Below are 25,416 nucleotides of genomic sequence, written 5' to 3'. Positions count from 1 at the left end.
CTAGAGCAGCTTTTCAAGGCCATAGATCAAGCGTTTGAGTTGCGTGACTTTGCGAATGGCCAGCAGTACCCCCGGCATATAGCACTGGCGATCGCTGGTGTCATGGCGCAGCGTATAAATTTGCCCCGGTGCCCCAAAAATCACCTCCTGATGGGCAATCAGTCCGGGGAGGCGAACACTGTGAATGCGAATTTCAGCGTCAGCACACGCCCCTCGCGCCCCCGTAAGATGTTCGGACTCCTGCACTTGGGGGGGGTTAAAGGTTTTGCCCAATTCTGCTAAACGCTGCGCAGTTTGCAGCGCAGTACCACTGGGAGCATCGGCTTTTTGGTTGTGGTGCAGTTCAATGATTTCCACATGGTCAAAGTATTGGCTGGCACGAATCGCCGCCTCCTGAAGCAGGATCATACCAATGGAAAAGTTGGGGGCAATCACAGCCCCCATATCCGCTTTGTCGGCAAACTCGGCGAGATCTTCAATTTGCTCTGGACTCAAGCCCGTTGTCCCCACCACGGGATACACCCCGTAGGCGATCGCCATGCGCACATTCTCATACACCGATTGGGGATGGGTAAAGTCCACCATGACCACGGGTTGTTTTTCTTGGGCAGCCGCCACACACACCTCTTGCAAACTACTGCTAATGGGAATCTCTAAGGCTCCTAGCCCCAAGGCTTCGCCAATATCTTCCCCCACCTGCTTGCGATCGACGGCCGCATAAAGAGTCGTGTCAGGAGCCTGCTGCACCGTTTTCACAACTTCGCGTCCCATTTTACCGAGGGCGCCAACAACAATGACAGGGATGGGTGTACTCATGCAAAACTCCGACACAGACCACAGGCTAGGATAGCGCGATCGCTTGGCGATACAATAAGCCAATGCTGAGTATTTTGTCCTAAAGGCACGATGTTAGTTTTTTCTTTTCCTGAGTTGGTTGAGCGCTGTCAAACTTGGACACCAAAGCGGCCGGGCTATGCCGTCTGCCCCTTGGATCACCACAACCCTGAGCTAGCCTCTAGTCTCTATCGCATTGAGCCAGGACAAGCCAACTATCCCCATTACCACCATCGCGGTGACGATATTTTCCTGATTGTATCGGGAGTTGGTGAACTCATTACCTGCCCGATGACACCCCCTGCGAGTTCTGTGGCGGCAAACGCCTTGATCCGTACCCCCGTGGAAACTGGTTCCTATGTCCATGTGGATGCCCAATGTCTGCATTGGCTGCGGAATCTTTCTGCCGATCAGCCGCTGTATTACCTCAACATTGCACCCCTATCCCACGAGGGCGATCGCGTCGATGTGACCATTGAGGGCTGGAGCTAAGAAAATAGTTATTCACTCTTGAACTTACTGGCTGCTTCCTCAAAGGCCTTGCTCAACTCATCCCACGCACTCTGGAATCCTGCTTTGAGCGACTCCCAAGCATCATCTCCCGCTTCTTTGAGGGCAGCCAATTTCTGAGTGATCTCATCGCGTTTGGCCTTGAGGGCTTCGATTTTAGCTTCAATATCTGCCTTGACATCTTCACCAGCTTGATCCGCCTTTGCCTTGAGTTGATCAAGTTGGGCACCGAGTTGTTGCAGCTTCGTTTCCATTTCACCTTGGTAGGTCAAGCGATCGGACATACAACTATCCTCCCTTGCTCAAGATAAATACCTATGATTACTCAAAGCATCCTAGATGGATAACAATGCAAGGGTGGCATACTCCGTACCATGGGGTCAAGGCATTGGGGATATTTTGTAAAAGTTACTTTCATTTCCACACAAAGCGAATTAAAAAACTAAAGAATAATTAAAAAATGTGTCTAATCATTTTATTTTGTGTAGTATTCCGAGAGATACAGTCAAAGAACTAAAGAGAAATCTATACTTTTCATTAGAAAGCTAGGGGGATACTCTGCATTAACCACAGCCTGTTTCTGCAACACAGAGTTATGAGTAGGCTAACCTCACCCTTATTTAGAGTCGTTGGCAACTTTTATTTCTGTGTTGAGTCCCTGTGAAATAGGCGAAGCCTGAGGTAAGGTTACGTGTTGTGGAGTGAGAAAGCACTTTATAAAGCAAAGCATTCAATGGCGAGATTTATACCAGCGATGCTTGAATTTTTAAGGGGCATCTTTAATTATTCCTGAAATTTTCGGCTTTTCCGAGGATTGTTTGTTAAGTTGCAAGAGCAAACCCTTGACTTGATTCTCATCACTGAATTATGAATCCTCAGTCAATTCACCCGATCTACTAGTAATTAAAGTCATTCAGTGTTTCGAGGCGAAAGAGATGACAATTGAGCCAATCAATTTTATGGCAACAATGGTGCGACGTGTCCAGTTGACCGATGAAGATAAATCGCTGTTAGCTGAGGCCGCCCCTTGGGGAAAAGAAATTGCTCCACAGATGGCCGATATTTTTTATGACTATCTAGGCCGTGACGAAGAGATGAGTGCCATCCTCAATGCCACAGAGGGGCGAATCCATCGTCTGCACCAAACCTTTGTGGACTGGTTTTATGAAATGTTCACAGGGATGGACAACTGGGGCAAAGCCTATGCTGAACGCCGCTGGAAAATTGGCCTTGTTCATGTGCGCATTGGCATTGGCCCGCAGCACGTGGTGCCCGCAATGGCCGTTGTCGTCAACGCAGTACGCCAAAAGTTAAGACAAGACAACAAATCCGAAGCCCTTAGTGACGCTCTTGGCAAAATTTGCATGATTGATCTTGCCTTTATTGAGCAGGCCTACTTTGAGGTGTCCTCCCAAGCGGTTCTGCAAGAAACGGGTTGGACGCAGGCACTATTTCAGCGTCTGATTGCCACAGGTGCTGCTGCCATGTAGGTCTCCCGACAAGGAGAGCAGTTGTTCAAAGATTCCCAATCAGAATTTAACGAGGATTTGAAAATGTCGATTAACGCCGCAAAACTTGAAGCTACACTCCAAAACTTTGTTGCTAATGCCAGTAATGTCCAAGGGGCAGCCTTGGTGTCTCCCGATGGTCTGACGCTGGCGGCAACTCTGCCGGGGGGAATGGACGATGAACGAGTAGCTGCCATGTCAGCCGCAATGCTCTCACTGGGGGAACGGATTGGCCGAGAACTGGGGCGTGGCAAAATAGAGCGCATTTTGGTGGAAGGCAGCAATGGCTATGGCATTCTCACCAGTTGTACTGAGGATGCCGTCTTTCTCGTGCTAGCGGATGCCTCGGCCAAGTTGGGGATTATCAACCTCGAGATTAAAAATGTGTTGGCTGAGCTGCAAACCCAACTCACGGGTGTGAGTCAAGCCATCAATGTTTAGACCGCAGCGATTCCCTGAATTTGAGGTGCTAACCCATGGAAATTATGCGCATTGTCATCACAGGGCCAGTGGGAGCAGGGAAATCTACCTTCATCCGCACGATTAGTGAGATTGAGGTGGTGGATACCGATCGCAAGGCAACGGATGAAATTGCTGCTTTCAAGGAAAAGACAACGGTAGCGATGGATTTTGGGCGACTTCAGTTTGGTCCCAATGTTGCCCTGCATCTGTATGGCACCCCTGGTCAAGAACGCTTTGACTTTATGTGGGATATTCTCATTCGCAAAGCTCATGCGTTTATCCTGCTGGTGAGTTCTCACCGTCCCCAAGATTTTCGAGCGGCACGGCGGATTTTGGCCTTCATGCGCCATCGCACAAAGATTCCAATGCTAGTGGGTCTGAGCCATGCCGATAATCCCGATGCGTGGCCTGCTGAAGAGATCGCGATCGCCCTCGGCTACTTGAGTCCCCATCGTCGGCCACCGATGTTGCCAGTCAATGCCTTAGATCAGTCCTCTGTTGCCGCTGCCATGATGGCACTCATTCAAGCCTATGCCAATGCCCAATCCTCGCAATTAAACCGCAGTGCACTCACCACTTAGAACAACATCACTCAGTAGGGGGAATATATGAAAATTACAGGTTATCTATCGGACTTTTCCTTGGGGGAAATTTTCCGTTTTCTGGAGCAGGGGCAAAAAACGGGTTGCCTCTCCATTAAGCCCGTCGAAATGGCAGGGATGATGCCGCTGATTCCACAGATGCAGGAGTACTATATCTTCTTTCGCTTGGGTCAGATTGTGGCCGCAACAACGAGCTTGGATCATCAAGGACTGCAACGGCTCATTGAGCAGCGGGGATGGCTCCGTCCCACAACGATTCAACGCCTCCTGCCCTTTTGCTCCCTCACAGGTTCCCTTGGCCTCTGCTTGAAAACACAGGGCGCCCTTGAGCCAGAACAGCTTCAATTATTGTTTAAGCAGCAGGTACTGACGCCAATCCCTCACCTCTTTAGTCTCAATGAGGGCTGGTTTAAGTTCGATGCCAACCATCCCCTGCCCTTTGGCGAAATGACGGGACTGAGTGCCTCACCGATGGACATTTCCTTGGCGGGTCTGCGACTGCTGCGGGACTGGACCGCCTTGATGGATAAACTGCCCTTGCCCAGTTCAGCGATCGCCAGCACGATTGAGGGACAGCCCCCCTACCGCCTCAATCGCCATGAATGGCAGGTGTGGGAGTACGCCAATGGCACAATGACCCTTCAGGAGATTGCTGATGCCTTGAGCTTACCAATTCTAGAGGTACAAAAAATCTGCTTCCGCTTGATGGTGGTGGGCATTGCCGAGGAAATTGCGGGCATCACCGCGCCCTCTGCCGCCGCTACTGAGCCTGAACTGATTGAAACGACAGAAATCAGCACTTCCTTTTTGGAGGGACTCTTTACATTTCTGAAAACGAAAACCCATACGCAACCAGCCTAGGGAAGTAGAGGCAATGATGCAACGCTTTGAATGGACAGATCGCCTGAGTACTGGTGTGCCGATGATTGACATTCAGCACAAGGAGCTAGTTGCCGCGATTAATGATCTTGCCGATGCCATCGAGCAGGGTCGCGGTGCCTCTAGTATTAAACAGCTCATTGTGTTTATGAAATACTACGCTGAGTGGCATTTTGAGAATGAAGAAAGCTGTGCCAACAAGTACCAGTGTCCTCTCGCAGAGGTCAACCATCGCGCCCATGAACAATTCATCCAGCTCTTTGAGGAACTTCAGCAACAGTATCGCCACAGTCAAGCGGATGAGTCTGTTGCCGTGATGATTCATGGCAAGCTGTCGGACTGGTTGGTCAACCACATCATGAAAATTGATAAGGAGATTGGCCAGCACATTTGTGCCCACCGCTAAATGTCAAGTAAAAAATGGTGATAAAGGAGTCGAACTGCTCGATCAAGAGCGATCTAGACTAGGTAGGGAGTGCTGTGCGATCAAGCTTATGACCCTTGATATCTCCTCTGCAAAATCCTTTGTTCTCAGCGGTGCCCGCCCCCACTACAGTCCCGATCGCCCCGGACGGGTGGAACATATTTTCCTTGATTTGACGCTCGATCTAGAGGCGCAAACCTGCTGGGGACACTGCCACATTCACTTGCGCCCGCTCCACACCCAACTGCGACACCTACGCCTCAATGCCGTGGGGCAACAGATCAAGGGGGTGACCGTGCAGCACCAACCCCAAACCTTCCACTACGATGGCGAATTCCTTGATATTTCCCTCGATGAGAGCCTAGGGATTAGCCCCGATCAGGTGCTACTCATTACCATTGACTATCGCCTTGAACAGCCTCAGCGAGGGTTGTATTTTGTCCCCACCCACCCACCCCAAGCTTGGACCCAAGGGGAAGATGAGGACTCCCGCTATTGGTTTCCCTGCTTTGACTATCCGGGGCAACTCGCCACCTCAGAGATCAGGGCGCGGGTGCGGCAACCCTTACAGGCTATTTCCAATGGTGAATTGCGTGCCTGTTACAGTGAAGGGGAGTGGCAAGTCTTTCATTGGTACCAACCCCAAGTTCACCCCACCTACCTGATGACCCTAGCAGTGGGGGATTTTGCCGTTTTTGATGACCAGTGGCAGGGAAAGCCCGTCACCTACTACGTTGCTAAAGATCGCGCTGCCGATGCCCGCCGCACCTTGGGTAAAACGCCCAAGATGATTGACTTTTTCAGCCGTATCTATGGCTATCCTTACCCCTACCCAAAATATGCCCAAGTCTGTGTGGCCGATTTTATCTTTGGCGGCATGGAAAATACCTCAACGACGCTGCTCACCGATCGCTGTCTGTTGGATGAGCGGGCGGCTGCTGAAGATTTTCGCAGTGAAAGCCTCGTTGCCCACGAACTAGCGCACCAGTGGTTTGGTGATCTGGTGGTGATCAAGCATTGGTCCCATGCCTGGATCAAAGAGGGGATGGCTTCCTATGCCGAGGTGCTCTGGTTTGAGGAGGAATATGGCGCTGATTTTGCCGCCTACTATCGCCTTGGGGAATTGCGCAACTACCTCAGTGAGGATAGCGATCGCTACCGCCGCCCTATTGTCACCCATGTCTATCGCGAAGCCATTGAACTCTACGATCGCCACCTCTACGAAAAAGGCGCCTGTGTCTATCACATGATCCGCCAAGAACTGGGTGAAGAACGATTCTGGAAAGCCATTCAAACCTTTGTCCAGACCTACGCCCATCAAACTGTCGAAACGGTGGATCTGCTGCGGGCGATTGAAACCGCCACCGGGCGCAACCTACTTCCCCTCTTTGACCAATACGTGTTCCGCGGGGGACATCCCGACTTCCATGTGAGCTATCGCTGGGAGGCCGCCGATCAATTAGCCGTTCTTACCGTCAAGCAGCAGCAGGTGACCGATGGCGTAACTCCCCTAGAGCGCAATCTTTTTGATCTGCGGATTCCCGTCGGGATCGGTACCGTGGATGAGCAGGGACAGATTTCGGTGAAGATCATCCCACTGCGCATTCATGAGCCAGAGCACACCTTCTATCTACCCTTACCGCAGCAGCCCACCTTTGTCAGTTTTGATGCTGGCAACCACACGCTAAAAACGGTTACGCTGGAATACCCCCTGCCAGAACTCAAAGCGCAACTTCAGCAGGATCCCGATGTTCTCGGACGGATTCAAGCCACCATTGCCCTTGGCAAAAAAGGCAGCTTAGAGGTGGTTCAAACCCTTGCGGCGGCATTGCAGCGGGAACCCTTCTGGGGGGTACGGCGTGAAATTGCCAAAGTACTGGGCACAATTCAACTGGATCAAAGTTTAGAGGCGCTCAAGCTGGCACTGGCCGATGCTCACCCCCATGTTCGTGCCGCCGCAGTGGAGGCCATTGCCGGTTTTAAGTCCGCCAAAGCCTACGAACTTCTGAAGCCCATTGCCAAGCACGGCGACCCCAGCTATAGCGTTGAAGCAGCCGCCCTGAAGGGAATTGGTGTGATTGCCGCTGCCAAACCGCAACCCAAACCCAAGCTTGAAAAAGTGCTGAAACGGCTGCGCAAGGCCTTGGAAAAACGACAAGGCTGGAATGAGGTGGTACGCTGTGGGGCGATCGCTGGCTTGGGGCAACTCAAGGAGTCTCCAGAGGCGGTGAATTTAGTTCTTGACTATACCGCTATTGATGTCCCGCAACCCCTGCGCTTGGCCGCCATTCGTACCCTTGGCACCATTGGCGATCGCCACCATCCCCAACTGAAGCAAATTCTGGAACGGCTAGAGCAACTCAGCCATGAGACCTTTTTCTTTACCCAGATGGCCGTTGTCCAAGCCCTAAGTCAAATTGACCATCCACGGGTTCTAGGCATCCTGCAACAGGTGGGCGATCGCACCACCGATGGCCGCATCAAGCGATTCGTGGATGAAAGCATTGCTAACGTCCAAAAAGCCATTGGCAGTGATGACCGCCTCAAGACCCTCGAGACCACCCTCAGCGAATTACAAAAGGAAAATCAAACGCTGAAAAGCCGTCTGGAAGAGTTAGAGGCACGAACCAAGGCTACCAATCAGGAATCAGCGCCAAGTTAGCCACGTTGATCGTATAGACCCCTGCGGGCACCGCTGCCGTCGGTTGGGCACAGATTACACTGTCCGCAGGACCAAGAATCACCACCACATCAGAGGCATTGGTGCAAGGAACCTGTACCAGCTTGTAGCTACTGAGGAGTTGGCCGCCGGGACTATTACTGACGACCACCACTTGGGGAGAATTGTTATTGGCAATGCTACCCGCAATTGCACCAGCCACCGCCGCTGAGGTTAAGCCAATCGCTAAATTTCCCCAGAAGCCGCCACCCCAGTAATTGGGGGTTGGATACCAAGGACGAGTACCATTCCACCACCAACTGTTCCAACCCGGTCGCCAGCGCGGATTCACAATAATGTTGTTGTTATTCCAGCGATTATTAGCGCGATTATTGACGTTATTCCAGTTGGGGCGGCTGATGTTAGTATTCCCAGTATTGGGTCTTCGGTTGGGACGATTGATGTTACCGATATTGCCGCGATCAATATTGCGAATTGTGTTGGGGCGGTTACCCCGATTGATGTTTTCGCGGTTGATCTGATTTCGGTTTACGCGATTACTGAGACTCCGCTCTCCATTAAAGGAGGCGCCACCGCGACGGCCAACCCCGCGATCGGCAAAGGCAGGAGAGGGGTTCACAAAAGCCGCTAGCAGCAGTGTAATCAGGAGTCCCCGCGGAAGGATAGCGGGGTATTTCAGTAGAGATTGTGAGGTATGCATACAGTGATTCCTAAAATTCAAGAAAGGCTCTGCCCACTTGCAACAGGCCAAGCACTCTACAGTGGTGTTAGGGAAAGGGTTTCTGGATTAACAACATAAACACCACTGGGTACCATTGCGGTGGGCTGAGCACAAATGACACTCCCCTCCGGTCCACGAATGACCACTAAATTAGGCGAGCTAGCACTGCTACAGGGTACCTGTACTAACCCATAACTTGAAAGTAACTGTCCTCCCGGACTGGTAACAACCACCGTTGGTTCCTGATTCGCTGCGGCCACACTACCGGCAACGGCACCCGTAACCGCTGCACTGGTGACATTGCCCCAAAAGCCACCCCCCCAGTACCCCGGGTTGGGATACCAAGGGCGATTGCCATTCCACCACCAATTCCCGAGGCCGGGGTTCCACTGTGGATTCACAATCGGGTTATTGCGACGAACGGGGGTCCCGGGGTTGACAGGCGTGACATCTACACCGCCACGAGGGGTAACATCCACAGGGCCGCGGGGGGGATTCCCGGCAGGTCGCCCTCGCCCACGGGGCGCCGCCATGACTGCGAGTTCTGCACTCAGTAGTAGGGTTAGGCTGGCCGCCGTCAAGGTGAACCAACCCTGTTTCAGTATGTTCTGCATCTTCCTTACCCCCAATACGCTATCAAACACAGCACAACCTTGTGGCAACGCCCTCTGTCCCACTCTAGCCAATCGATTCCAAGGGCAGTGCCCTACTGTTGCCCTCTGTGATGTTTCGACACAATGGGATGTAAATGTTCATACTGTGATGTCTGTTTTGAGTATATTTCATCCCAGAAGTATTGAATCCTGCAACAAAACTTAATATTCTAAGCCACACGTAGCTCTGGCTGCCAATCAAAGCTCCAATGCACTATCGTAGCTTGCGTGGCGCTAGCCATACACCGCTGACTCAGTTCTAGTTGCACATATCGTAACTTGTCTAATGCCAGCTCTTTGTAACATTGAGCTTAATAAATAGGTCCTAAACGAGGGGATTGTTTATCCCAAAACTAAAGTCATCTCAGTCGGAGACTTTCATGGCTCGCCTGCTCGTCTTCACAATTACAAAAAGCTCTAAAAAACTACAACGTCGCCTACAGCACGAAACGGATGCCCGACAGCAGGAACGCTTGCAGATGCTCTACTGGCTCAAGCAAGGACTTGTCCATAGCCGCCCACAAATTACCCAATTGCTCCATCGCAACGCGTCCACTATTACTCGCTGGCTCAACGCCTATCGCCAAGGGGGACTCCAGCAGTTATTGGCAGTCAAGACGCCCCCCGGCGCCGCCCGAATCATCCCCCCAGCCGTGATGGCACAGTTGCAGGAACGCCTCCAAGACCCCAGCGGGTTTGACAACTATAGTGCCATTGTGCAGTGGCTGCGACAGGAACATCAGCTTGAGGTCGCCTACCTGACGGTGCATCGCATTGTGCGCTATGAATTGGGAGCAAAGTTGAAAGTTCCCCGTTCCCGCCATCAGCAGCAGGCACTAGGAGAAACTGAAGACTTTAAAAAAACTCCCTGTTCTCCCCCAAGTCTTGCAAGCGGTCATCGATTCCCGCAAGCGGCTGCACTACTTTTGTCAAGACGAGAGTCGCTGGGGACTGCTCACGCTCACGGGACGGCGGGTGATGTTGCCGGGGATTAAGCCTCAAGGCCTCTACCAATGGCGGCGACCGACGTTTTGGCTCTATGGTATGGTCAAGCCGTTGACGGGAGAACACTTTTTTCAGGTCTATGACCAGCTCAATGGTCGAGCTTTTCAGGACTTTATTGAGGCGTTTGCGGCACGGTATCCCGATGCGGTGCTGGTGGTGCAGATGGATCAAGCGGCTGCGCATCGCGCGAACACCATGAATTGGCCACCGAATGTCGTGCCTGTATTTCAGCCGCCTTACACTCCCGAGGTGAATCCCATTGAGCGGTTGTGGCAGCATCTGCGAGCCGCATTGGCATGGCAGTCGTTCGAGACACTGGAAGCCCTGCGGCAAAAGCTGCAAGCTGTATTGTCACAAATGACGGTGGGAGTGATTCGTTCTTTGACGGGCTGGTCATTTATTACACATATTACACAGCCTCTATTAAACCTATCTTTAAATTGAATTGGTATAAGATGTCAAAAGCAGTAAAAATCTTAATATAGTGCTTTTGTAGAGTATGAGTTATGCTCCTATCCCAGTGCCTGCCGTCAGCGCAGTGGTTTTAACCGTTTTGAGGGTGTCCTATCCCTATAAAAAGGACTGTACCATGCTCTATAAGGCTTTTGCGTTTTCTAAAGATCCGGTATGTCCACTCAAAATCAGTATCATTTAGGATTTATTAGCGACGAAGATATTCGTGCTCATGTTAAAGAAACAATCCTAAAGTATCGCTCATCAATTGATTTCACAGAATTTAAGAAGCTCAAAATTGATCCAATAAAAGCAACTTTCGATATCGCTGTTTATAATCTCAGTGATGAGGAATTTATTGAAAGAGAAATCATAAGATAAATTGACAAGTCTAACAATAATCACATTGGCTATTTTCATCAAAACATTTTTCGATATATTCAAGACTGGGAAGTTCTTGAAGCAGGTTATGACATAGTCAATCGCAAGAAATCTTACTATGCGGAAATTAAAAATAAATTTAATACCATGAATAGTAATGTGAAAGAAAATATTTTCCGTAAAATGCAACAAACTATTGATAGTGATTTAGAAGCAACTTGTTTTTTGATTGAAGTGATTTCAAAAGAATCTAAAAACCTTCCTTGGTCTGTTAAAATAGATGATGAAGTAGTCAAAAATGAAAGAATAAGAATAAATAATTTCAATTGACAAGTTTTATGAGATTGCCACAGGCGAAAAGGATGCATTTGCAAAATTGTGCAAAAACTTACCACAAATCATTCAGGATGTTATTGAATCTGAAGGAGTTGAAATTGGTTTCTCATCTGAGAATAAAAATATCAGGGAAAGTTTAAGGAAAGTCCATCCCAATCTCTTGGCAGCTCTGTATTATTTAGCATTTTCCAACTATGAAGGATTTAAGAATTCTAAACAAAACCAATGATGTTCTCTCCGCTGAGCTAATCGCTGACATTCTCAGTGTGACAAAAGCCACGGTACAAAAGTGGGAGCGCCAAGGTCTCTTGACCTGTCGTAAAGAGGATGAACGGGGCAAACGCTACTATCCTGTCGCACAACTGCTTCAGTTTCCAAAATTTCAGGAACTCATTTTTAGTTCTTGGGAGCAGGAGCAATTAATCCAACCTTTACGGCCTTATCGAACCCTTGAATTGTTTGCCGGGGCAGGGGGATTGGCCTTAGGACTTGAGCAGGCGGGGTTGCACGTTCTCTGTCTAAACGAAATTGATAAGGATGCCTGTGGAACGTTGCGGCAAAATCGTCCCCAGTGGCAAGTGATTGAGGCGGATATTCGCACCCTCAACTGGGAAGGTCTGATCGAAACAGAAATTGATTTATTGACGGGTGGATTTCCCTGTCAGGCCTTTTCCTATGCAGGGGAAAAGTTGGGCTTTGCCGATACCCGTGGCACGCTATTTTTTGAATTTGCGCGAGCCATCAAAGAAGTTCAACCGAAGGTGTTTTTAGGCGAAAATGTGCGGGGTCTGCTCAGCCACGATCGCCGGCGCACCATGAGAACCATTGAAGCTGTGCTTTCCGAAATTGGCTATACACTGATGCCGCCACAGGTTCTCAATGCTCTGTTTTATCGCGTCCCGCAAAAGCGACAGCGGTTGTTCTTGGTGGGCATTCGCAATGACTTGGTGCCCTATGCTCAATTTGCTTGGCCGAGTCCCTGTCCACAAATTATGACGTTGGCGGACGCCCTCAAAGCTGGGGTGCTCTATGGGAGCGATGTGCCTCCCTCCATAGGTCAGCGTTACCCTGAGCAGAAAGCGGCAATTTTGCAGCAGGTTCCTGAAGGAGGGTGTTGGCGCGACTTGCCCCCAGACCTGTAGCAGGCCTATTTGATGGGGAGTTTTCGTCTTGATGGTGGCAAAACGGGGATGGCACGGCGCTTGGCATGGGATGAACCCGCGTTGACATTGACTTGCTCTCCTGCCCAAAAGCAAACAGAACGTTGCCACCCCACCGAAACACGACCGTTAACGGTGCGCGAATATGCGCGTATCCAAACCTTCCCCGATGATTGGCAGTTTTGTGGTTCTCTTTCCAGCCAGTATCGGCAGATTGGCAATGCGGTGCCTGTGAATTTGGCGGCAGCGGTGGGGCGATCGCTGGTGAATCTATTGAATGCCCTAGAAATCCAATCACCCCAGCCCACTATTTGCTTGTCGGCGGCAAAACAACTAGAGTTTTCCTTTGCTTGAAGCCAGAAAGGGGTATCATCAAGACTTGCTCTCGGTGCAAGGGACAATTATCTTTAGGGGTGATGAGTTTGCAAAGGTCTCAATGAAAGCCCAAGTGTTCCGAGGGGTGAATCAACTCAGCTACGAAGAGATTCCGATTCCAGAAATTGCTGCCGATGAAGTGCTGGTGCGGGTCAGGGTGGTTGGGTTGTGCCAATCGGACATCAAAAAAATTCGCTATCCCCTCTATGAGCCGCCTCGTATTTTTGGCCACGAAACGGCGGGTGAAATTGCGGCGGTGGGCGAGGCCGTGAAAGGTTGGCAGGTGGGTCAGCGGGTGGTGGTCATGCACCATATTCCCTGTATGCACTGTGCCTACTGCTTGAATGAAAACTACTCGATGTGCCATGTCTATAAGACAGTAACGACAACGGCAGGCTTTATCCCCAGTGGTGGGGGCTTCGCTGAGTATGTGAAAGTGCCGGGGCATATTGTGCAGCATGGGGGCTTAATCCCCATTCCCGATGACATTAGTGATGAAGAAGCGAGCTTTGTTGAACCCACCAACTGTTGTCTGAAGGCAGTCAAGAAGGCGGGCATTGCTCCCGGTCAGACGGTGTTGATCACTGGGGCAGGGCCTATTGGCCTGATGTTTATTATGTTGGTGAATCTCTTTGGCGCACGGGCGATCGCCACCGATCTACTGCCCTCCCGAATTGCTAAAGCTAAGGAAGTGGGTGCTGCTGCTGCTTTTGATGCCCGCGATCCAGATCTCAGTGCCAAGGTGCAGGCCCTGACCCACGGCTTGGGGGTGGATGTCAGTCTCTTGGCGGTTCCCAGTGAGAAGGCCTTTTTCCAAGCTTTAGAGTGTACTCGCAAGGGGGGCAAAATTCTCTTTTTTGCGGAGTTTCCCGATGAGGTGGAGATTACCCTCAATCCCAACATTCTCTATCGCCGTGAGATTGACCTCATGGGGAGCTACAGTTCCTCCTATCGCTTGCAGTCCCTTGCCTGCGAGATTATCTTTAACCGCCGTATTGATGTCAACGCCCTCGTCAGCGATCGCTATCCCCTATCAAAACTGGCTGAAGCGGTGGAACAGGCAGTACAGCCGACGCCGGCAACCTATAAAATCCTCATTTATCCAGAGTCCTAATGCACGCCCTATCAATTCCCACGTGGATGGTGCATATTTCCAGTGTGCTGGAGTGGATGGCGGCCATTTGGTTTGTGGCACAACTGGATCGCCGCTGTCCGGAGCAGGGGTGGCGGTGGTTGGCATGGGCAATGCTGCCAGCGTTGGTGAGTGCCATGTGTGCCTGTACGTGGCATTACTTCGATAATGCAGTGACACTGGCTTGGTTGGTGGATCTGCAAGCGCTGCTCACGTTCATTGGTAACTGTACCCTCTGTGGTGCAGCGGCATGGCTGTGGTGGCGATCGCAAAGCGCACCCTAGCTGTCCTCTTGAAGTAAAGCTTAACAAGATTGATTGAAATTGGCAGTGCTCAAAGACTTCCAGTATCCTGTAATCAGGTTCCCCCGCGATGGGGTGTGACAAATGCAACAGCCCAATACTCAATTTTGGCGTAGAACAAGGAGGAACGCTTGCCCGTCAGTCTAGCCCTAAACGCCTAAACCTCTGTGGAGGCTGCGATGGAAAGTAGTGCCGAACTCACCGCCTTGTTCGTCATCACCGTTGTTCTGGGCATTGGTGCCCAAGTGACTGCCCATTGGCTACGGCTGCCGAGTATCGTTCTGTTGTTACTGGCGGGCATTGTCTCAGGCCCCAGTGGCTTGGGGCTAGTCCATCCGGAAGTTTTAGGCGAAGGCCTAGAGGTGTTAGTACCCCTGTGTGTGGCCTTGATTCTCTTTGAGGGGGGCTTGAGCTTAGACCTGAGCCGCGCTGACCAAGATATTACGGGTAGCCTCTGGAAGCTAGTGACGCTGGGGGGATTGGTGACGTTTGTGGCTGGCGCCATGGCCGCCCATTGGATTGGCGAATTTCCGTGGCAACTGGCCTTTCTTTATGCCTCCCTCGTGGTGGTGACTGGGCCTACGGTTGTTGGGCCCCTGCTGCGGCAAGTGGGGGTAGAGCATAAGCTGGCGGTCATTCTCGAAGGGGAAGGGGTACTGATTGACCCCATTGGTGCCATTTTGGCGGTGATGGTGCTGAACGTAGTTCTCAATCAAGACCTCGGCATGGGGGCGATCGCCCTTGGGATTATTCAGCGCTTGGCGGTGGGGACCTTGATTGGTGGTATGGGTGGCTGGTGTCTCAATCGCTTCCTGCACCGCGCTTGGTTTTTGGCGGAAGATTTGCGGAACCTGTTGGTGCTGGCAGTGCTGTGGGGGCTATTTTGGCTCTCGGATCAATTGGTGAGCGAATCCGGTTTGATGATGGCGGTGGTTCTGGGGTTGGTACTGCGTTGGTCGGATGTGCCGGGGGGGCGGCTGCTGCGGCGTTTTAAGGGTCAACTGAGTACGCTCTCGATCTCAGTCTTGTTTGTCCTGCTCGCTGCGGATCTCTCGATCGCTGGCCTATTGGAGCTAGGTTGGTCGGGGGTGCTCACGGTGTTGTGCTTAATGTTCCTGATCCGTCCCCTCGGCGTTGTCCTATGTACGTGGGGCAGTGATCTCAGTTGGCAACAAAAAGCCTTCCTCAGTTGGATTGCTCCTCGGGGAATTGTTGCGGCTTCAGTGGCTTCTCTATTTTCCATTACCCTTACCAATGCGGGAATTAGTGGGGGGGATGCCATCAAAGGACAAGTGTTCCTGACGATTTTGATGACGGTTTTCGGCCAAGGCTTAACGGCTCGCTGGGTGGCAACGCAACTGAATGTGCGTGCCCAAGGGGCTTCAGGGGTGATGATTGCTGGCTGTACGCCCTTGGGTCGCTTGTTGGCGCGGATCTTGCGCGATCGCGGCGAAGAGGTGGTGATGATTGACACCGATCCCGAGGCCGTCGAACAAGCCCGCCGTGAACACCTGCCCGTCTATCTCAGTAGTGCCCTTGACCTGAATATTTTGCAGGAGGCGGGTATTACTCAATTGGGTACCTATCTGGCTGTGACGAGTAATACTGAGGTGAATGCGGTGCTGGCACAGCGCGTCCTCGAAGAATTTCACCCGCCACGGGTCTTGGCCGCCCTTGAGTTAGAGGATTGTCCCTTGGGGTTGAGTCCGGCCTTTGCGCCACAACTGTCGATCAAAAAATGGAATCAATATATCAACACTGAGGCAGTTCGTCTGGGGGAACTGGTGATTGAGGAGGAGCGATCGCAATTGCAACGCCAGCACCTTGACGCCTTGATCCGCTCTGGGAAAGTGCTTCCCCTGCTTGTGGAACGGCCAGAGGGATTGCGGGTGGTGCGAGCCAATGAAGAGTGGCAAGTGGGCGATCGCCTCATTTACCTGCTCCACAGCCCTAAACCCCATACCCTACCCGCTGCCTTAATTTCGGGTTGGCAAATGAATACCCAAGTGGAATCGGTTCTTGTCCCCAGTGAAGCCCCTACCCCCAAGGGAACCTAATCTATGGCACTGCGTCCATAGGCATCAGCAGAGTCAACGATTGACGTGTTTTCCTAATCAAAATTGCTGAGGGGTAGCCAAAACCCTCTCAGATAACTTGAATACCCTCTTACTTGGAGAGATTTGCTATGCAGAGCCTAGCGCAGCGCAGCTTGGCCGTTTTGAGCTGCGGTTTAATGAGTTCTGGTACCCTTGCCCTTGTAGCGGCTGTTCCGGTTCAAGCCCAATCCCGTTTTACCGATACCCAAGGCATCTGGGCACAGGCCTGTATTGACCACTTGGCCAGTCGCAACATTATCAGCGGCTATCCCGATGGCACCTTTCGCCCCTTTGCGGAAGTCACCCGGGCTGAATATGCAGCCATGCTGGGGAAGGCGTTTCCCAATGCCCCAGTGGTGCGTGCCCCCAGTACGTTTAACGATGTCCCCAGCACGTTTTGGGCCGCGAGTGCGATTCAAAATGCCACCCGTACCGGCTTCTTGAGTGGCTACCCTGGCAATGTTTTTCAGCCCAATCAAAATATTCCTCGCGTTCAGGCGATCGTGGCCTTGGCCAGCGGCTTGCAATATCCCACACCGCCTTCTGTGGAGGGGGTCTTAGCCCAGTTTAATGATGCGGCTGCAATTCCCGCCTATGGACGCGCGGGTGTGGCTGCTGCCACCGCTAAACAAGTGGTGGTGAACTATCCCAATGTGCAGTTTTTTGCGCCGAATCAACTGGCCACCCGTGCTGATATTGCCGCGTTCCTCTGTCAGGCGACCCGTGCCCCCGGTGCCCAAGCCCTTGTCCCGACGCAGTACATTGCAGGTGTAGCTACCACCTCGCCCATTGCGCTCCCAGCCGGTCAGCAAATTCCGGCTCGTTTCCCCGATGCAGAGCGGATTGTCCTTAGCCCCAATGAAAGTGTTGCGATCCGCTTGGTGACGGCTGCCGATGTCCGGGATAGCCAAGGTCGTGTTGTGATTCCCGTGGGCAGTGAAATTTTTGGCCAGATCCAGCCTGCCCAAGGGGGGTCTCAATTTGTGGCCAATACGGTGGTGATCAATAATCGCCAACTCCCGATCGCTGCCAATTCCCAAGTAATTCGTACAATTCGCGATGCCCGTGACCCCAACATTGGCAATGTCTTCCGCAATGCGGCCATTGGTTCCGCTGTTGCTGCGGGGATTTCTGGCTTGGCGGGAGACCGCAGGATTACGCCCCTAAAAGTGCTCACGGGGACTGTGACGGGGGCAGCGATTGAAACCAACCAAGGACGGCCTGCTACCTCCATTATTCGCGATACACTGATTGGTGCTGCTTTGGCCACCGGTGCTTCTGCGGTGATTGGCGATCGCAAGATTACCCCCGAAAAAGTGATTACCGGTGCAGCCGCTGGTGCCACTATTGGGGGTGCCATTGATCCAGCCGTGCAGCGACTAGTGGTGATTGATGCCAATACGGATTTGGGCTTGACCCTGACTCAACCCTTTACTGTCTCGCAATAGAGACTAGGCACGCGCTAACCCCAGCGATCGCGCGCATTCCTCGACAGCCTTGGCCACTGCTGGTGCCACCCGTGGATCAAACACTGAGGGAATAATATAGGCTGAGTGCAGTTCCGAGGGACTCACCAAGGCCGCGATCGCTGCTGCTGCCGCGAGGAACATCTCCTCCGTCATGCGGGGTGCCCGACAGGCAAGGGTACCCTTAAACACCCCCGGAAAAGCCAGCACATTGTTGATTTGATTCGGATAGTCACTGCGGCCAGTGGCCACCACCGCCACATGGTCATAGATGAGTTCGGGTTGGATTTCCGGAACGGGATTGGCCATTGCAAAAACAATCGCTTTTTTGGCCATGCGTTGCACCATTTCCAAGGTCAGGACGCCGGGGGCACTTAAGCCAATAAAGACATCGGCATCCACAAGCGCATCAGCAAGGGTTCCCGTTTGGGTAACGGCAAATTCCTGTTGAGCGGGGGTCAGGTCTGCCTGCACCGAGAGAATGCCTCGGCGATTACATAAGATGAAGTCTTTGGCGCCGGCTTTGCGCAGGAGTCGTGCCACGGCAATCCCGGCTGCCCCCGCACCGTTAATGACAATGCGCACCGTTTCTAAGGATTTACCCACTAGTTGCAGGGCATTTTTAAGGGCGGCGAGGGTGACAATGGCGGTGCCGTGCTGGTCATCGTGAAACACAGGGATATCCAATTCCGCTTGCAGACGGGCTTCGATTTCAAAGCAGCGGGGGGCACTAATATCCTCGAGGTTGACGCCACCAAAGACGGGGGCGATGCGCTTCACGGTGGCGACGATTTCATCCACATCCTGCGTGCTCAAGCAGATGGGAAAGGCGTCCAGACCGGCAAATTCCTGAAAGAGCATGGCCTTGCCCTCCATCACCGGTAGAGCAGCCTCTGGGCCGATATTGCCCAATCCCAAGACCGCACTGCCATCACTGACAATGGCCACGGTATGGCTTTTGATCGTGAGTTTGTGCACCAATTGAGGATCGTCAGCGATCGCCTGGGACACCCGACCCACGCCCGGCGTATAGGCCATGGCCAGATCGTCGTATTCCTGAAGGGGATGCTTGCTTTTAACGGTGATTTTGCCGCCCTCATGGAGGCGAAACGTGCGATCGCTTACCTCTAGCACGGTGGCTTGGGTATCAGATTTCAGAGCATTGACAATGTCCTCAGCATGATCGCGGCTGGCAGCCACCACCACCAGTTCCCGCAGGATTGTATTGGCCGTTTTTTCAAGGAGGGTAATGGAGCCCACCTGCCCCTGTTGCCCACCAATGACCTGAAGAACGGTTCCCAATTCCGTCGGATCCAGAGAGGTCTCTAATCGCAGCGTCAGACTATAGGCAGGCGTCGGGGTCAGCTTAACCATTCAGACTTAACCAAAAGTTAACGGCAAAAGGTACCGTCTGATGATAGCATCTCTGCCTAGCTTCCTGTTTGGGTGGCAATGGGCAGGGGTTCGGCTTTGCAGGCGGCCAAAATGGCGCGATCGCTGGCACTAATACGACGCAAGCTATAGAAACTGGGTAAATCAATTTCTGCTTGGTAGGGTTCCTCCTCGTAGGTGGGCAGAACGGTCACCTGCAACTGGCGATCGCCCACGGTACCCCGAAAACAATCAAAGGAGGAATTGGGCATGTAAAACGCCCCATAGACTTTCTGATCTTTGACTTCAAAGACAATATAGCTATGACCCACCTGTTGGGGTTGGGGGGACTCGCCAAGGAGATACCGGCCATTGGCCAATGGGGATTGATTTTGTCGTGCCAAGAGCGGTTGAGCGATCGCCAGCCCATTGGTGAACCCAAGGGTAACAACTCCCAATACAACTGAAAGTGACCAACCCAAACGTGCCAACGAAATCATTCTATTTCCCTACCTGAAACGCGAAGTGGCCTAAACCAGCGTTTTGAAGCGTCAACCGTATCGAAGGGCGGTGTCGTTACGCTGATACTTTGATCCTGACAGGTGAATCGCCGTTTTTCGTTGGAACTATGCCAGTAGTGGCACAGGCACAAATTGACCCCTAAAGAGGATAGTCCTTGCTAGCGTTCCCATTTAATCGACTGCCTTGAAGGGAAGGGAGTTTATACGATTATTTGCTGAGCAGCAAAAGATGGCGAATTGTTTGAGTTCACTCGTTGGGTTGAGGTGCCATTTGTCGTTGACACTCCCGCCGAATGAATTCGGGGGATTCTTACGCAGTCCACAATCGAACTCGTAATGGCGCTGTCAAGACGCCCCTACTGACTCCTCTCAGGTCAAACCTGAAAGTTGCCTCTACTTCTCTATGTCATCGTTCGGGTTTTTCACCGAATTTAGGTCTCTCTCTGTTTTGACATACTCCCACGACTAAAGTCGTTGTAGGGTTTTTCCGCCCCGCACTAAAGTGATGGAGCTATCCAGCTAAATTGTGGTGTGAATGATGGGGCTTTGAGTTTGCATAGAACAACTGTATCCACATTAGTCTATTGGCAACTCCGCTTCGCTACATTGCCGCGCCTTAACCCCCGACTGCGACGCAAGGATCAGGGAGTGTAGGCTAAACATGTTCAAGGAGTGCACAGCGTCACCAACCTCCTCTATCAGCAGGTATAATCTAATGATGTTCTGCCCCTGCGGTTTCACTGATTATGCCCTTCGAGATCAATCACGGTCTGGGTCGCTTTAACTCCAAACGGGATCTCCATGCTGCCCTAGGCATTCCACTGTCGGCAGCACCCGCCGAAATTCGCAAGCGGTATCTCAAAATTGCCAAAACGCTGCACCCCGACAGCCGTGATGATGAATCGGGCAAAAAAATGGCCAGTGATTTGCTCTCCAAATTTGTGAATCCTGCCTATGAGGTGCTTTCCCAAGAAAAAGAGCGGGAAGAATATCAAGTCATTTTGCGCTTGCTGGAAAAGCAACTGCTAACGGCCAATATTGTACCAACGCCCACCTTTGATTTGGCACAGGAAGTCTTTAACGCCGCCAATGTTGAAGAGGCCTATCAAAAGGCGCTCAATACCCTTGCCCAAGATCAATACAAAGACTTAAACAATGCTCTGAAAATCAGCGAACAAATTAGCGAACTGAATTTAATTTACTTGTGGCGATCGGCAGGCGGCAAGGCAACCGCAGCCACACCCACCGTTTCTACACCTGCGCCCCCACCCAAATCAGATGAAACCCAAGTGCGTGTCACACCAGCAGCCGCCACAGGGACGACGCCACCGACAGAGGCTCCCAAAACAGAGCAATTTACAGAGCAATACTTCCGACGGGCAGAGGAACTCTTTAATAAAGGCATTTATCTGGAAGCGATCAAAGAATTGAAGGATGCCCTGAAAATTGACCCCCGCAGTGCCCGCTGCAATGCTTTACTGGGCAAGGTGTATCTGCAACAAGGCTCCCTCAGCATGGCCAAAATTCACTTTAATCAAGCCCTGAAGCTCAATCCTCAAGAGGTGATGGCCATACAGGGACTCGAAGCAATTAGCAAAAGAGAGCGCAAAGCCCAGCAACAGCAAAAAAATACTGAGCCGCCAAAACCGGAGAAAAAGAAATCTTCCTTCTTTGGTCTTTTTGGGAAAAAATAATTCACTATGGTGTATCAACCTGCCTGTGGTGCCCGCGATATTTTGCCCCTTGATGTGGCACGGCAACGGTGGCTAGAGCAGCGCTTGGAGCGCGTCTTTCAAAGCTGGGGCTACCAAGAAATTATCACACCCACCATCGAGACCCTAGCAACCCTCACAGCGGGGGGCACGGTTCATCCCGAGACGGTCATTCAAGTGCAGGGGAGTGGTGATGAACCCTTGGGATTGCGGCCAGAATTAACGGCTTCGATCGCTCGCGCCGCCGTAACTCGCATGGCAGGCCGGCAACTGCCCCAACGGCTCTATTACAAAACCAATGTCTTTCGGCGGACAACCGTGGCAGAGTTGGGCAACCAGCAGGAATTTTTCCAAGCGGGGGTGGAGCTACTGGGGGCAACCGGTTTAGCGGCCGATGCAGAAATTCTCTGGCTGGTGCAGGAGTGCCTTGGGGCGTTAGCGGTTGAGGACGCCTATCTCTTGGTGGGGGATGCCCACCTGACGCAACAGTTGCTCAGTCCCTTTCCAGCGGAACTGCAAAAAACGGTGCGCCAATGCTTGGCCAATTTAGACCGCGTGAGTTTGCAGGCTCTGCCCACCCCTTGGCGCGATCGCGCCCTTGCCCTCTTTGATCTACGGGGCACTCCAAGGGAAGTCGGGGAACGTTTGGCGCAGTGGTCTGACGTGGCAGGGGTGGCCGATCGCTTTGCGGAATTGCAACAGTTGTTGGGCTTGGTGGCCGAGTCTTTGGCGATTACCCTTGATCTCAGCCTTGTGCAGTCCTTTGATTACTACACGGGGATTATCTTTGAGGTCTTGATTCCCACGGAAACGGAACTGCGATTGGTGGCTCAAGGGGGGCGCTATGATCAACTGCTCAGTATCTATCATCCCGATGGTGCCACGGTGCCGGGAATTGGTTTTGTCTTTAATGTCGAGGCGCTCTTGCAGGCGATCGCCATCCCCCCCGCCGCCCTCTTAGCTCCCCGCAGTCAATGGCTGGTGGTTCCCCGCACAACCAGTGCTCTCGCTGCCGCCCTACACCATGCCCAAACCCTACGCTTGGATGGCTCGACGCGGGTGGAGTTGGCACTTCTGGATCTAACGCCAGAGCAAATCCGCGCCTATGCCCGCGATCGCCAGATTCCCTATATTGCTTGGATTGAGCGTGATGCGCCACCGCAGATCGAAGCCCTCAGTGATGGGGCAACCTATTTGCAGATTCAGAGTGTCTAGGCCATGCTAACGATCGCCCTACCCAAAGGTGCCCTACTCAAAGACAGTATTGCCTACTTCCAACGGGTGGGCTTAAATTTTGCAGCGCTCCTCGAGCCGGGAAATCGGCAACTTCAGGTGCTTTCTCAGGATGGCCGAGCCCGCGCCCTTTTGGTACGTGCCCAAGATGTCCCCGTTTATGTGCAGTATGGTCAAGCGCAGTTGGGCATTGTGGGCTACGATGTGCTGCGGGAAAAAAATCCCCACGTAGCCAAGCTAGCAGATTTAGGTTTTGGTCAGTGTCGGCTGTCGGTGGCCGTCAAAGCCTCTAGCCCCTACCGCAGTGCCCGCGATTTGCCCCCCCATTGCCGCGTCGCCTCAAAGTTTGTCCGCTGTGCCGATGCTTTTTTCCAGCAGTTGGATTTGCCCGTGGATATTGTGCCGCTCTATGGTTCGGTGGAACTAGGACCAATTACGGGTATGGCAGAGGCGATTGTGGATTTGGTGTCAACGGGGCGCACCCTCAAGGAAAATGGCCTTGTGGAGTTAGAGCAAATTTTTAGCAGCACAGCCTACTTGATTGCCCATCCCCGCAGCTATCGCCTCAACCTCAATGGACTTGGACACTATGTTCCGCAGTTAACAGGGGCGATCGCCTAATTACTTTTGGCCGTGCACAACCATGGCTGGCAAGGGTTCATTGATCGACCCGCGGCAGTTGCCATTGGCGCGATTGAGTTCCTGCATCTTGTGGTGGGCCCGCTGCCATGCTTCAACAAAACGGCTGACACGAATGGGGTCAATGGGTTGTTCAATCTGACCATTGCGCTTCAGAGAACTGGCCACAATGACGCCATTGACGTAGGGCACCAACTGCTCCACATTGTCCCAAGAGGCACCACTGCCAATAAAGAGGGGTTGTCCCTTGGCGGCACTGGCGGCGACGGATAGATCTTCCTCAGTGGGCGGATGTCCCGTTGCCCAACCGGAGAGAATCACCCCATCGGCGAGTCCCCGTTCAAAGGTGTCCCGTATCGCAGTGGCGAGGTTCGGACTGTGGAGCGGCTGGGCGTGCTTCACCATCACATCGGCAAAAATTTTGATGTCTTGCCCCAGTTCACGGCGGTAGCGTAGGAGTTGATGGGCTTGGCCTTCGATAATGCCTTGATCTGTCGCCATTACCCCAGTGAGCACATTGACGCGGATAAATTGTGCCCCGGTACAGGCCGCGATCGCCAGACCACTAAAGGCATCATTGCGCAGCACATTCAGGCCAATGGGCAGGGACACCAGATTCTTTAACCGCTGCACGACTAACGTCATGGCACTGACAACGGCGGCATCCACCCGATCTTTGGTGAAGGGGGCATCAAAGAAATTCTCAACAATAATGGCATTGGCTCCCCCTGAGGCGAGGGCTGTGGCTTCCTGTTCTGCGCGGTCAATAACGGCCTTGAGGCTCCCCCCCCAACGGGCGGAGGTGGGTAAGGGAAGGAGGTGGACAACACCAATGACGGGGGTTGCAGTGTGAAAGAGAGTCCGGAGATCCACAACGATTTCGGCGATAGGTGAACAGTGCAGGTATAACAGGAGGAGTGGCAGGCACTCTACACAGGCACAATGGCAGAATGCACTGACTTAAGTATATCCCCGTCTGACCCCCCCCTCGTGGCGATCGCCCTCGGAAGCAACCTTGGTGAGCCATTGCTGCAACTGCGCTCAGCCGTCCAAATGCTTGCCCAAACGCCGGGGATCGATGTCTTAGCCTGCTCGCCGTGGTATCGCACGACCCCCGTCGGCCCCCCGCAACCGGACTACTGGAATGGTTGTCTCATTGCCCGGACGCAACTTTCCCCTTGGGCACTCCTGCAAGCGCTGCAAAGGATTGAGATGCAATTTGGTCGCCAACGGCAAGAGCATTGGGGGGCACGGACGCTTGATCTCGATCTGCTGCTCTATGGCGATCGCGTCATAACCAGCGCTGAACTCACCCTGCCCCATCCCCGCTTGGCCGAGCGGCCCTTTGTCCTTGTGCCCCTTGCGGCGATCGCCCCCCACTGGCAACACCCTCTACTGGGTGAAACCATCCAAACCCTACGGGAGCGGGTGGGGGATGCGGGCATTATTGCCGTTCTTTCTGACGATGCTGGCGAAACCACGTTTGCAACTGCTGCCGACAGGCCGCCGCCTGCACCCCGCTAATCACCTGAATGCGGTGGAACACTGCTGGGCTTTGGGGAAGTTGCAGCACTGAATCAATGGCCCCTGCTTTTGGATCGGTCGTCCCATAGATGAGGGTGTGAATGCGGGCTTGGATAATGGCACCAGCACACATCGGGCAGGGTTCTAGGGTCACGTAGAGGCGGCAGCCCGTTAAATACCACGTCCCTAGACGTTGACCCGCGCGGCGGAGGGCAATGATTTCGGCATGGGCAGTGGGGTCATGATCTCGCTGGCGGCGATTTTCCCCCGTGGCAATCAGTTCATTCTCGGCACTGACAATCACCGCGCCCACGGGCACTTCATCGGCGGCTCCTGCCTGTTCTGCAAGGGCGATCGCCTGTTGCATCCAAAAGTCATGCGGGTCGGTTTCGGATAAAGGGAGAATGTCTGGCATGGCGATCCCGTTGCCGCAGCGG

26 protein-coding genes and 2 pseudogenes are annotated in these 25,416 nt (G+C 52.7%); 20 read left to right on the top strand and 8 right to left on the bottom strand.

The window, feature by feature from the left end; all coding sequences use genetic code 11:
- The gene (gene dapB / locus KV190_RS01560) at positions 1–816 is read right to left on the bottom strand and encodes a 4-hydroxy-tetrahydrodipicolinate reductase (protein WP_460194297.1); all 816 of its coding nucleotides are present in this window, start codon (positions 814–816) and stop codon (positions 1–3) included.
- Between the two features lie 90 nt (positions 817–906).
- Here dapB and KV190_RS01555 point away from each other — a divergent pair, with 90 nt between their 5' ends.
- The gene (locus tag KV190_RS01555) at positions 907–1,326 is read left to right on the top strand and encodes a cupin domain-containing protein (protein ID WP_460194295.1); all 420 of its coding nucleotides are present in this window, start codon (positions 907–909) and stop codon (positions 1,324–1,326) included.
- Positions 1,327–1,334: 8 nt separating this feature from the next.
- Here KV190_RS01555 and KV190_RS01550 read toward each other — a convergent pair whose 3' ends face one another.
- On the bottom strand, positions 1,335–1,628 hold the full coding sequence (locus tag KV190_RS01550) for a sll1863 family stress response protein (protein ID WP_460194294.1): 294 nt from the start codon (positions 1,626–1,628) through the stop codon (positions 1,335–1,337).
- A gap of 651 nt (positions 1,629–2,279) precedes the next feature.
- Between KV190_RS01550 and KV190_RS01545 the strand changes: the two genes are divergently transcribed.
- From KV190_RS01545 to KV190_RS01520, 6 genes are all read left to right on the top strand, one after another.
- Positions 2,280–2,834, top strand: a complete 555-nt coding sequence (locus tag KV190_RS01545) for a protoglobin domain-containing protein (protein ID WP_460194293.1) — start codon at positions 2,280–2,282, stop codon at positions 2,832–2,834.
- Positions 2,835–2,897: 63 nt separating this feature from the next.
- Positions 2,898–3,293 (top strand): roadblock/LC7 domain-containing protein, encoded by a 396-nt coding sequence (locus KV190_RS01540; RefSeq protein ID WP_460194292.1) that lies wholly within the window; start codon positions 2,898–2,900, stop codon positions 3,291–3,293.
- 35 nt (positions 3,294–3,328) lie between these two features.
- A complete protein-coding gene (locus KV190_RS01535; RefSeq protein ID WP_460194291.1) occupies positions 3,329–3,895 on the top strand; it encodes a GTP-binding protein in 567 nt (188 codons plus the stop codon).
- A gap of 27 nt (positions 3,896–3,922) precedes the next feature.
- Positions 3,923–4,777 carry a DUF4388 domain-containing protein gene (locus tag KV190_RS01530; protein WP_460194290.1) on the top strand — a complete coding sequence of 285 codons (855 nt, stop codon included), beginning with the start codon at positions 3,923–3,925 and terminating at the stop codon, positions 4,775–4,777.
- Between the two features lie 13 nt (positions 4,778–4,790).
- Positions 4,791–5,201, top strand: coding sequence for a hemerythrin family protein (locus KV190_RS01525; protein ID WP_460194289.1), 411 nt, complete (start codon positions 4,791–4,793; stop codon positions 5,199–5,201).
- A gap of 88 nt (positions 5,202–5,289) precedes the next feature.
- Complete coding sequence (locus tag KV190_RS01520) at positions 5,290–7,881, top strand: M1 family aminopeptidase (RefSeq protein ID WP_460194288.1); 2,592 nt, start codon at positions 5,290–5,292, stop codon at positions 7,879–7,881.
- Here the strand turns inward: KV190_RS01520 and KV190_RS01515 are convergent.
- Both KV190_RS01515 and KV190_RS01510 read right to left on the bottom strand, forming a co-directional pair.
- A complete protein-coding gene (locus KV190_RS01515) occupies positions 7,853–8,599 on the bottom strand; it encodes a hypothetical protein (protein WP_460194287.1) in 747 nt (248 codons plus the stop codon). The two genes, KV190_RS01520 and KV190_RS01515, sit on opposite strands and share 29 nt — an antisense overlap.
- Before the next feature lie 56 nt (positions 8,600–8,655).
- Complete coding sequence (locus tag KV190_RS01510; protein ID WP_460194286.1) at positions 8,656–9,234, bottom strand: hypothetical protein; 579 nt, start codon at positions 9,232–9,234, stop codon at positions 8,656–8,658.
- Positions 9,235–9,653: 419 nt separating this feature from the next.
- Between KV190_RS01510 and KV190_RS01505 the strand changes: the two genes are divergently transcribed.
- The 9 genes and pseudogenes from KV190_RS01505 (at position 9,654) to KV190_RS01465 (ending at position 17,961) form a co-directional block, all read left to right on the top strand.
- Entirely contained in the window at positions 9,654–10,268 is a 615-nt protein-coding gene (locus KV190_RS01505; RefSeq protein WP_460194285.1) for a helix-turn-helix domain-containing protein, read from the top strand.
- Positions 10,159–10,722 (top strand): IS630 family transposase, encoded by a 564-nt coding sequence (locus KV190_RS01500; RefSeq protein WP_460194284.1) that lies wholly within the window; start codon positions 10,159–10,161, stop codon positions 10,720–10,722. The genes KV190_RS01505 and KV190_RS01500 overlap by 110 nt, the downstream gene beginning before the upstream one ends.
- Before the next feature lie 183 nt (positions 10,723–10,905).
- Positions 10,906–11,442 (top strand): annotated as a pseudogene (locus tag KV190_RS01495) (Eco47II family restriction endonuclease).
- The gene (locus KV190_RS01490; RefSeq protein ID WP_460195196.1) at positions 11,429–11,677 is read left to right on the top strand and encodes an Eco47II family restriction endonuclease; all 249 of its coding nucleotides are present in this window, start codon (positions 11,429–11,431) and stop codon (positions 11,675–11,677) included. The pseudogene KV190_RS01495 and the gene KV190_RS01490 overlap by 14 nt, the downstream one beginning before the upstream one ends.
- A pseudogene (gene dcm, locus KV190_RS01485) lies at positions 11,643–12,962 on the top strand (DNA (cytosine-5-)-methyltransferase). Before KV190_RS01490 ends, dcm begins: the two are co-directional and overlap by 35 nt.
- Before the next feature lie 82 nt (positions 12,963–13,044).
- Positions 13,045–14,097: a zinc-dependent dehydrogenase gene (locus KV190_RS01480; protein ID WP_460194283.1), complete on the top strand. Its 1,053-nt coding sequence runs from the start codon at positions 13,045–13,047 to the stop codon at positions 14,095–14,097.
- Complete coding sequence (locus KV190_RS01475) at positions 14,097–14,399, top strand: DUF2499 domain-containing protein (RefSeq protein ID WP_460194282.1); 303 nt, start codon at positions 14,097–14,099, stop codon at positions 14,397–14,399. The genes KV190_RS01480 and KV190_RS01475 overlap by 1 nt, the downstream gene beginning before the upstream one ends.
- 197 nt (positions 14,400–14,596) lie before the next feature.
- Positions 14,597–16,474 (top strand): cation:proton antiporter, encoded by a 1,878-nt coding sequence (locus KV190_RS01470; protein WP_460194281.1) that lies wholly within the window; start codon positions 14,597–14,599, stop codon positions 16,472–16,474.
- A gap of 176 nt (positions 16,475–16,650) precedes the next feature.
- Positions 16,651–17,961 (top strand): S-layer homology domain-containing protein, encoded by a 1,311-nt coding sequence (locus tag KV190_RS01465; RefSeq protein ID WP_460194280.1) that lies wholly within the window; start codon positions 16,651–16,653, stop codon positions 17,959–17,961.
- Positions 17,962–17,964: 3 nt separating this feature from the next.
- On the opposite strand, the gene KV190_RS01460 is transcribed toward KV190_RS01465, so the two are convergent.
- Positions 17,965–19,353, bottom strand: a complete 1,389-nt coding sequence (locus KV190_RS01460) for a malic enzyme-like NAD(P)-binding protein (RefSeq protein WP_460194278.1) — start codon at positions 19,351–19,353, stop codon at positions 17,965–17,967.
- A gap of 56 nt (positions 19,354–19,409) precedes the next feature.
- A complete protein-coding gene (locus tag KV190_RS01455) occupies positions 19,410–19,850 on the bottom strand; it encodes a hypothetical protein (RefSeq protein ID WP_460194277.1) in 441 nt (146 codons plus the stop codon).
- A gap of 767 nt (positions 19,851–20,617) precedes the next feature.
- Here KV190_RS01455 and KV190_RS01450 point away from each other — a divergent pair.
- Genes KV190_RS01450 through hisG form a run of 3 tightly spaced genes read left to right on the top strand, consistent with a single transcriptional unit; the run spans position 20,618 to position 23,437 of the window.
- Positions 20,618–21,565 carry a J domain-containing protein gene (locus tag KV190_RS01450; protein WP_460194276.1) on the top strand — a complete coding sequence of 316 codons (948 nt, stop codon included), beginning with the start codon at positions 20,618–20,620 and terminating at the stop codon, positions 21,563–21,565.
- Between the two features lie 6 nt (positions 21,566–21,571).
- Positions 21,572–22,798 carry an ATP phosphoribosyltransferase regulatory subunit gene (locus KV190_RS01445; protein ID WP_460194275.1) on the top strand — a complete coding sequence of 409 codons (1,227 nt, stop codon included), beginning with the start codon at positions 21,572–21,574 and terminating at the stop codon, positions 22,796–22,798.
- 3 nt (positions 22,799–22,801) lie between these two features.
- Positions 22,802–23,437 (top strand): ATP phosphoribosyltransferase, encoded by a 636-nt coding sequence (gene hisG, locus KV190_RS01440; RefSeq protein WP_310840502.1) that lies wholly within the window; start codon positions 22,802–22,804, stop codon positions 23,435–23,437.
- On the opposite strand, the gene btpA is transcribed toward hisG, so the two are convergent.
- Entirely contained in the window at positions 23,438–24,328 is an 891-nt protein-coding gene (gene btpA, locus KV190_RS01435; protein ID WP_460194274.1) for a photosystem I biogenesis protein BtpA, read from the bottom strand.
- Positions 24,329–24,397: 69 nt separating this feature from the next.
- Here btpA and folK point away from each other — a divergent pair, with 69 nt between their 5' ends.
- Positions 24,398–24,979, top strand: coding sequence for a 2-amino-4-hydroxy-6-hydroxymethyldihydropteridine diphosphokinase (gene folK, locus KV190_RS01430; protein ID WP_460194273.1), 582 nt, complete (start codon positions 24,398–24,400; stop codon positions 24,977–24,979).
- Here the strand turns inward: folK and tadA are convergent.
- Complete coding sequence (gene tadA, locus KV190_RS01425; RefSeq protein ID WP_460194272.1) at positions 24,900–25,394, bottom strand: tRNA adenosine(34) deaminase TadA; 495 nt, start codon at positions 25,392–25,394, stop codon at positions 24,900–24,902. The two genes, folK and tadA, sit on opposite strands and share 80 nt — an antisense overlap.
- Between the last annotated feature and the right edge of the window lie 22 nt (positions 25,395–25,416).

The sequence above is a fragment of the Thermosynechococcus sp. FA-CM-4201 genome (genome assembly GCF_054689355.1).
The sequence above is the reverse complement of the archived record's forward strand: the minus strand, read 5'-3'. Positions and strand labels throughout refer to the sequence as shown.

Coding starts and splice junctions, on each gene's coding strand:
- dapB (WP_460194297.1), bottom strand. CDS start 816: ATGAGTACACCCATCCCTGTCATTGTTGTTGGCGCCCTCGGTAAAATG.
- KV190_RS01555 (WP_460194295.1), top strand. CDS start 907: ATGTTAGTTTTTTCTTTTCCTGAGTTGGTTGAGCGCTGTCAAACTTGG.
- KV190_RS01550 (WP_460194294.1), bottom strand. CDS start 1,628: ATGTCCGATCGCTTGACCTACCAAGGTGAAATGGAAACGAAGCTGCAA.
- KV190_RS01545 (WP_460194293.1), top strand. CDS start 2,280: ATGACAATTGAGCCAATCAATTTTATGGCAACAATGGTGCGACGTGTC.
- KV190_RS01540 (WP_460194292.1), top strand. CDS start 2,898: ATGTCGATTAACGCCGCAAAACTTGAAGCTACACTCCAAAACTTTGTT.
- KV190_RS01535 (WP_460194291.1), top strand. CDS start 3,329: ATGGAAATTATGCGCATTGTCATCACAGGGCCAGTGGGAGCAGGGAAA.
- KV190_RS01530 (WP_460194290.1), top strand. CDS start 3,923: ATGAAAATTACAGGTTATCTATCGGACTTTTCCTTGGGGGAAATTTTC.
- KV190_RS01525 (WP_460194289.1), top strand. CDS start 4,791: ATGATGCAACGCTTTGAATGGACAGATCGCCTGAGTACTGGTGTGCCG.
- KV190_RS01520 (WP_460194288.1), top strand. CDS start 5,290: ATGACCCTTGATATCTCCTCTGCAAAATCCTTTGTTCTCAGCGGTGCC.
- KV190_RS01515 (WP_460194287.1), bottom strand. CDS start 8,599: ATGCATACCTCACAATCTCTACTGAAATACCCCGCTATCCTTCCGCGG.
- KV190_RS01510 (WP_460194286.1), bottom strand. CDS start 9,234: ATGCAGAACATACTGAAACAGGGTTGGTTCACCTTGACGGCGGCCAGC.
- KV190_RS01505 (WP_460194285.1), top strand. CDS start 9,654: ATGGCTCGCCTGCTCGTCTTCACAATTACAAAAAGCTCTAAAAAACTA.
- KV190_RS01480 (WP_460194283.1), top strand. CDS start 13,045: ATGAAAGCCCAAGTGTTCCGAGGGGTGAATCAACTCAGCTACGAAGAG.
- KV190_RS01475 (WP_460194282.1), top strand. CDS start 14,097: ATGCACGCCCTATCAATTCCCACGTGGATGGTGCATATTTCCAGTGTG.
- KV190_RS01470 (WP_460194281.1), top strand. CDS start 14,597: ATGGAAAGTAGTGCCGAACTCACCGCCTTGTTCGTCATCACCGTTGTT.
- KV190_RS01465 (WP_460194280.1), top strand. CDS start 16,651: ATGAGTTCTGGTACCCTTGCCCTTGTAGCGGCTGTTCCGGTTCAAGCC.
- KV190_RS01460 (WP_460194278.1), bottom strand. CDS start 19,353: ATGGTTAAGCTGACCCCGACGCCTGCCTATAGTCTGACGCTGCGATTA.
- KV190_RS01455 (WP_460194277.1), bottom strand. CDS start 19,850: ATGATTTCGTTGGCACGTTTGGGTTGGTCACTTTCAGTTGTATTGGGA.
- KV190_RS01450 (WP_460194276.1), top strand. CDS start 20,618: ATGCCCTTCGAGATCAATCACGGTCTGGGTCGCTTTAACTCCAAACGG.
- KV190_RS01445 (WP_460194275.1), top strand. CDS start 21,572: ATGGTGTATCAACCTGCCTGTGGTGCCCGCGATATTTTGCCCCTTGAT.
- hisG (WP_310840502.1), top strand. CDS start 22,802: ATGCTAACGATCGCCCTACCCAAAGGTGCCCTACTCAAAGACAGTATT.
- folK (WP_460194273.1), top strand. CDS start 24,398: ATGGCAGAATGCACTGACTTAAGTATATCCCCGTCTGACCCCCCCCTC.
- tadA (WP_460194272.1), bottom strand. CDS start 25,394: ATGCCAGACATTCTCCCTTTATCCGAAACCGACCCGCATGACTTTTGG.